Source organism: Candidatus Symbiopectobacterium sp. (genome assembly GCF_020054415.1).
Classification (GTDB): Bacteria; Pseudomonadota; Gammaproteobacteria; order Enterobacterales; family Enterobacteriaceae; genus Symbiopectobacterium.
Genome location: NZ_JAHWCO010000493.1, coordinates 1 through 6,302, shown reverse-complemented (window position 1 = coordinate 6,302; position 6,302 = coordinate 1). Strand labels below are relative to the sequence as shown.

Below are 6,302 nucleotides of genomic sequence, written 5' to 3'. Positions count from 1 at the left end.
CCCAGCGAAACGACGGATCCTCGCAACGTAAAATCATGCAGTTAGGCCTCATGAGAAAAGTGTACACCTGAGATGACAAGCATTTTCAACCAAAACTGGCATGGAAAAACAGCATGATTACCTATTATTCAACAAAGCCCATATGATGCTGGATTCTGCCGAATCCTACACCACTGAGAGGCTGATTGCCGCCATTGAAGCGCGTTTCGGTGCCGACGTACGCTTTCATACCTGCTCCGCTGCCGACATGAGCGCGGCCATGCTGGTGGATTTTCTGGCAAACAAAGGCAAGTTTATCCCACAGGACGCAGGGTTTAACACGGCAGCCAGCAAGATCTGCCAACACTAAGCCATGGCGTTCACCTTACGCCCCTATCAACAGGAAGCAGTTTCCGCCACGCTGGCCTATTTTCGCCAATATCAACACCCTGCGCTGATCGTACTGCCCACCGGCGCAGGAAAGAGTCTGGTGATTGCCGAACTGGCGCGGTTAGCGCGAGGGCGCGTATTGGTGCTGGCGCATGTCAAAGAGCTGGTTGAACCGAATCACGCTAAATATTTCGCCTGGGAATTGGATGCCGACATTTTTGCAGCCGGACTTAACCAGCGCCGCAGCGAAGGCAAAGTGGTGTTTGGCAGTGTGCAATCCGTGGCGCGAAATCTGCCTGCCTTTACCCAGTTCTCGCTACTGTTCATCGATGAATGTCACCGCATCAGCGATGACGATGACAGTCAATATCAGCAAATCATTACGCACCTGCGCGCACAAAACCCCGCACTGCGCCTGCTTGGCCTTACCGCAACGCCTTACCGCCTAGGCAAAGGCTGGATTTATCAATATCACTACCACGGCATGATTTGCGGTGATGAACAATGCCTGTTTCGCGACTGTATCTATGAACTCCCGCTGCGTTACATGATCAAACACGGCTTTCTGGTAGCGCCGCAGCGCCTGGATATGCCAGTAGTGCAATACGATTTCAGCCGTTTGAGCGTACAGCCCCACGGTCTGTTCAGAGATGCGGAACTCAACCGTGAATTACGACGGCAGCAGCGCGTGACGCCCCAGATTGTCAATCAGATAGTCAGCTACGGCACCGAGCGTAAAGGCGTGATGATCTTTGCGGCGACCATGGAGCACGCCCGGGAAATACACGGTCTGTTGCCTTCAGAAAAAGCCGCTTTTATCAGCGGGGAAACCCCTGCCGCAGAACGCGATGCGCTGATCGCTGCCTTTAAGCAGCAACAGTTGCACTATCTGGTCAACGTGGCGGTGTTGACGACAGGCTTTGATGCGCCGCACGTTGACGTCATCGCTATCCTGCACCCGACGGAATCCGTCAGCCTGTATCAGCAGATCGTTGGACGCGGCCTGCGCCTATCGCTAGGAAAAACGGATTGCCTGATTCTGGATTACGCCGGGAATCCCCATGATTTGTATATGCCGGAAGTAGGCAGCCATAAACCGCACAGCGGGAGCCAGCCGGTACAGGTGCTTTGCCCACAGTGCGGTTTTGCCAACCTGTTTTTGGGAAAAACCACGGCGGAGGGTGATATCGTCGAACACTATGGTCGCCGCTGCCAGGGCTATGAAGAAGACGACAACTGCGTTCGAACGCAGTGCGATTACCGTTTCCGCTTTAAAGTATGCCCGGAATGTGGTGCCGAAAACGACATTGCCGCGCGTCGTTGCCACCAATGCGATCACATTATGGTCGATCCTGACGACATGCTAAAAGCCGCACTCAAGTTGAAAGATGCCCTAGTGCTGCGCTGTAGCGGTATGCAGATGACGACCGTGCAGGATGAGAAGGGTGAATGGCTAAAGATCACCTATGTTAATGAAGACGGCGCTGACGTCAGCGAACGTTCTCGCCTGCACACGCCTGCCCAGCGCCGCGTCTTTACTCAGCAGTTTTTACGGGTGCACTAACGTGCGCCGGGGCTAGTGCTGACATGGCAATCCGCACAGAATATCTTGCGCCAACAGGCCGCCCTGCGTGCGCCGGACTTTGTCGTGGCGCTACGCCAAGGCAAACAGCGGCAAGGCTTTTGGCAAGTGAGGGAAAAACTGTTTGATTATGAAGGCCGTTTTCACCGTGCCAATGAATTACTCTAGCTGGCGTAACACGGTTTCATTTGCCGCCACGCGGATATTCCGTTAGAATGCAGCCCGCTTTTGTCATGCAAAAGCAAATCTGTTCCATTGTGAATAATACACATTCCATTGCGAATAACCTAACCTGTTGCTGGGTCGCCTGTAGCAGGTGTATTTTCTAAAATAGAGAAAATCATGATCACTATTAACGCAGAAGTACGTAAAGAGCGGGGTAAGGGTGCGAGCCGCCGCCTGCGCGCAGCCAGCAAATTCCCAGCCATCATCTACGGTGGTGCGGAAGCGCCGGTATCTATCGCCTTGGATCACGACAGCGTTAAAAACCTGGAAGCTAAAGAAGGTTTTTACGGCGAAGTTCTGACCCTGGTTGTCGATGGTAAAGAAGAAAAAATGAAAGTTCAGGCTGTTCAGCGTCACGCTTACAAGCCGAAACTGACTCACATCGACTTCGTTCGCGCTTAATCGTTTGGGGAAATCAGTGGGACGCTGCGAGTTTTCCTAGCAAGCAAGAATGTCGATAAGAAAAACGCCACTTATGCGGCGTTTTTCGTTTTCTAGTCGCTTATTTATCACCGCTGCTTAAACGGCGCTGTAGCTGATCGCGCAAATTCGGCGGCGTTCCTTTAATGGTAAGTGTGTCGGTTGTCTGATCCCAGAAGATACGCTCGCCCAGCAGCATGGCATCAAAGTTGATCGTCAACCCACCGCCACTGCCAGCAAACTTGGTCAGTTGGCGCAGCGTGCTGCGATCCGCAGGGAAACTCTCTTCCAATTCATAGCCGTGCTCTTCTGAAAAAGCATGGAAGGTTTTCTCTCCCAACGGCGGTAGCTCCTGCGACAACGCAGCAACCTCTATCTCTTCCCCTGCCTGCAATTGTTCATTGCAATAGCTGTATACCTGCTGACGGTATTGCTGACGCTCGTTTTTATCCAACTGCGCATCGGCACAATAATCGTCTACCGCCTGCAACAGGCCCCGACTCTGCGCTTTGGCGTCAAGCCCTGCTCTGGCACCGAGGAAATCCATAAAGAAATCCGCGACCTTGCGCCCTATCCGTCCTTTCAGGAAGGTCAGATAGCGTTGAGATTCCGGGTTGGTTCCCCATTCTGTGAGATCGATACGCGCCACAATATCCGCATGGGGGATATCCAGACAGTGTGTGCTGCTGATATCCAACTGTTCATTGACGCGCATGCTGCTGCAACTGCTCAGCACCGCCACCAGCAGGTACTCAACCGCCAGATAGCGGTATTGGCAGAACAGCACGATTCCCCCCTCCGCAAAGGGATATTTCGCCAGTTCATCACGCAAACGCGCGGTAGCCGCGCGACTAAACCCGAGGAAATCCTCCTCCCCTTTACGGCAGCCACGCAGTGCCTGGGCCAATTCGCTCTGTTCCTCGAACACGCCGTAGGCCTTGTTTTTCGCACTGTAGACGCGGTGCAACTCTGCCATCATCTCGTCAACGGCGGGGGTGGCATCCAATAACGAATCCCGTAACACCAACTCCAACGTTTGCTCATCACGTTTGACAAGCTGATGCAAGGCAATCTGGTCGATATCCAGACTCATGATAAACTCTCCTTTTGGCAAGGAGCGTATTCAAACACCAACGCAGGTCCCCTGCAAGAGAAAGCCTCCATCCACCAGAGGTTGATGCTAAAATGATAAAATTGCGGAAAACGTCAGGTCGTTACGGTAAGATATTCCCCTTTATCAGCTTGAGAATCGCCCTTTTATGGCACAATTATCCCGTTACAGTGACGAACTCGTCGAACAAGTGCTTTCCGAATTGGTAAGCGTATTGGAAAAACACCGTACCCCTACTGACCTCTCCTTGATGGTTTTGGGCAACATGGTCACCAATCTTATCAACACCAGCGTAGCACCGGAGCAGCGTCAGGTATTGGCTCGTTCTTTTGCTGATGCGTTGCAGGCATCCATCACTACCCATAACGCGCACTAACACCGACCAGAGGCTATGGTAAGCAACCGTCACAACTATCGCGAAAAAGTTTCCCAGATGATCAGTTGGGGGCATTGGTTCGCGCTATTTAACATCCTGTTAAGTCTGGGGGTGGGCAGCCGCTATCTGTTCGTGGAGGATTGGCCCTCATCGTTACTTGGCCGTAGCTATGCCCTTGTCAGCTGGCTGGGGCATTTTAGTTTTATCGTTTTTGCCGTCTACCTATTGATTGTCTTTCCCTTGACGTTCGTGGTGATGTCGCAGCGTTTGCTGCGTTTTCTTTCTGCGGCGTTGGCAACCGCAGGGCTGACGCTGCTGTTGCTGGATATGGAGGTGTTTAGCCGCTTCCACCTGCACTTGAATCTCACCGTCTGGGAGCTTGTGATCAATCCAGAACAAAGTGACCTGGCCCGTGACTGGCAACTGATGTTTATCGGCATCCCCGTGATTTTCATGGTGGAGATGCTGTTTGGCACCTGGTGCTGGCAAAAACTGCGTAGTCTGAACCGTCACTGCATTGGCATGCCGGTTGCCGCGGTATTTATCAGTGCGTTTTTCGCCTCGCATATGATGTATATCTGGGCCGATGCCAACTTCTATCGACCGATCACCATGCAGCGCGCCACATTGCCGTTATCCTATCCGATGACTGCGCGACGATTTCTGGAAAAACACGGCCTGCTGGACGCTCAAGCATATGAGCGACGCATTGCCCTACAGGGCAACACTGAGGCGATTACGCTGGAATACCCACTGAACAATATTCAGTTCCGCGATGCCGGCAGCGGCTACAATCTGTTGATTGTGGTCGCAGATCAACTTCAGCTCATCCGTATGCCGCAGTTGATGCGTTTTGCAGAAGAGAACGTGCACTTCAGCAACCATTTCAATGTCAGCCAGAATGCCCAAAGCAGCCTGTTCAACATGTTCTATGGCATCTCGACCACCTACATGGATGGGGTATTGAGTGCACGCACACCATCAGCGTTGGTGAGTTCCCTGAACCAACAAGGCTATCAATTTGGTCTTTTCTCAAGCAACGGCTTTGATAACCCGCTTTATCGCCAGGCACTACTGTCAGACTTTTCGCTTTCAGTACCGGTAACTCAACGTGATGTTGATACCGTTCAACAGTGGCAGACGTGGCTGGAAACCGGTACGCAACCCACATCGCCGTGGTTTTCTTATATTGAGCTTGGCACCACTGGTGCCCGAGCCCTAACGGATGCTAAAGCCACCGATCAAAACATCAGCGCAATACTTAATACGTTGCAAAGCCAAGGCAAACTGGATAATACCGTCGTGATTATTACTGCAAAATCCAGCGAACAGGATAAAGGCAGCCGCTACCGTCGCTCACAGTGGCAGATCCCACTGGTGGTACATTGGCCGGGTACACCTGCGCAGACCATCAGTAAAATGACGGATCAAAAAGACGTTATGGTCACGTTGATGCAGCGTTTGCTGCATGTCAAAACGTCCGCCACGGACTACGCGCAAGGGGAAGACCTGTTTGCGGCCCAGCGACGTAATAACTGGCTGGTGAACGGAAACCGCGGTGCGTTGATGATCACAACGCCAGAGCAGATCATCCAATTGGAAGCCAATGGCAGCTACGATGCCTACAACAGTGACGGTGAAAAATTGCGTAATGAAAAACCAAGTTTACCGCTGCTGTTACAGGTACTCACCAGCGAAAGGCGATTTATTGCCAACTAACTGCCTAAATCTAAAGCGATCGCGCCAGCAGGCTATTGCAATCGTTTCAGGAGACGGTAATATAGCGCCCCATAGCGTCGGCACGTAGCGCAGCTTGGTAGCGCACTGTCATGGGGTGTCAGGGGTCGGAGGTTCAAATCCTCTCGTGCCGACCAAATAATCCCAAGAAAACCAACCTGTTACGGTTGTTTTTTTATGCCTGGGATTTGGCGGGGGAAAAATGGGGGAATTACGGGGGAAAAACCCTAACGGGATTCACTTCATTTTATCGGCTAAAACCTGTGGATAGACGATCATGATGGACATGACGCTTCCCATGTGCATATTCGCATGCGATCGATCATCGATTCGCATCTAAGGTCGATCACGTTTTCGCATCGTATCGATCATCCGGGAACCTGATTTTTTTATCGTTTTAGCGTGTTTCTTCTGCGCTTTCCACTACCGGGCTATTTTTCCTTAATGATTCTCCCTTAAGCTCCAGTCTGTGGGCGTTGTGG

5 protein-coding genes, 1 tRNA gene and 1 pseudogene are annotated in these 6,302 nt (G+C 52.0%); 6 read left to right on the top strand and 1 reads right to left on the bottom strand.

The features are described from left to right. The first annotated feature begins 100 nt into the window (after positions 1-100). From QZ506_RS14435 to rplY, 3 genes and pseudogenes are all read left to right on the top strand, one after another. The gene (locus QZ506_RS14435) at positions 101-349 is read left to right on the top strand and encodes a YecH family metal-binding protein (protein ID WP_291971958.1); all 249 of its coding nucleotides are present in this window, start codon (positions 101-103) and stop codon (positions 347-349) included. A gap of 3 nt (positions 350-352) precedes the next feature. Then, positions 353-2,119: pseudogene (locus tag QZ506_RS14430) on the top strand (DEAD/DEAH box helicase). A 174-nt stretch (positions 2,120-2,293) separates the two neighbouring features. Next, positions 2,294-2,578 carry a 50S ribosomal protein L25 gene (rplY, locus tag QZ506_RS14425; RefSeq protein ID WP_291971956.1) on the top strand — a complete coding sequence of 95 codons (285 nt, stop codon included), beginning with the start codon at positions 2,294-2,296 and terminating at the stop codon, positions 2,576-2,578. A gap of 100 nt (positions 2,579-2,678) precedes the next feature. Here the strand turns inward: rplY and yejK are convergent, their stop codons facing one another. Further along, complete coding sequence (gene yejK, locus QZ506_RS14420) at positions 2,679-3,689, bottom strand: nucleoid-associated protein YejK (protein WP_291971960.1); 1,011 nt, start codon at positions 3,687-3,689, stop codon at positions 2,679-2,681. Positions 3,690-3,855: 166 nt separating this feature from the next. Between yejK and QZ506_RS14415 the strand changes: the two genes are divergently transcribed. The 3 genes from QZ506_RS14415 (at position 3,856) to QZ506_RS14405 (ending at position 5,957) form a co-directional block, all read left to right on the top strand. Beyond that, positions 3,856-4,083: a YejL family protein gene (locus QZ506_RS14415; protein ID WP_291971954.1), complete on the top strand. Its 228-nt coding sequence runs from the start codon at positions 3,856-3,858 to the stop codon at positions 4,081-4,083. Between the two features lie 15 nt (positions 4,084-4,098). Next, positions 4,099-5,802: an LPS biosynthesis-modulating metalloenzyme YejM gene (gene yejM / locus QZ506_RS14410; protein WP_291971952.1), complete on the top strand. Its 1,704-nt coding sequence runs from the start codon at positions 4,099-4,101 to the stop codon at positions 5,800-5,802. A gap of 78 nt (positions 5,803-5,880) precedes the next feature. Beyond that, positions 5,881-5,957: transfer RNA gene (locus tag QZ506_RS14405), tRNA-Pro, on the top strand. The last annotated feature ends 345 nt before the right edge of the window (positions 5,958-6,302 follow it).

Excerpts from the sequence above, each read along its gene's own strand:
- QZ506_RS14435 (WP_291971958.1), top strand. The coding sequence starts at position 101 with ATGGAAAAACAGCATGATTACCTATTATTCAACAAAGCCCATATGATG.
- rplY (WP_291971956.1), top strand. The coding sequence starts at position 2,294 with ATGATCACTATTAACGCAGAAGTACGTAAAGAGCGGGGTAAGGGTGCG.
- yejK (WP_291971960.1), bottom strand. The coding sequence starts at position 3,689 with ATGAGTCTGGATATCGACCAGATTGCCTTGCATCAGCTTGTCAAACGT.
- QZ506_RS14415 (WP_291971954.1), top strand. The coding sequence starts at position 3,856 with ATGGCACAATTATCCCGTTACAGTGACGAACTCGTCGAACAAGTGCTT.
- yejM (WP_291971952.1), top strand. The coding sequence starts at position 4,099 with ATGGTAAGCAACCGTCACAACTATCGCGAAAAAGTTTCCCAGATGATC.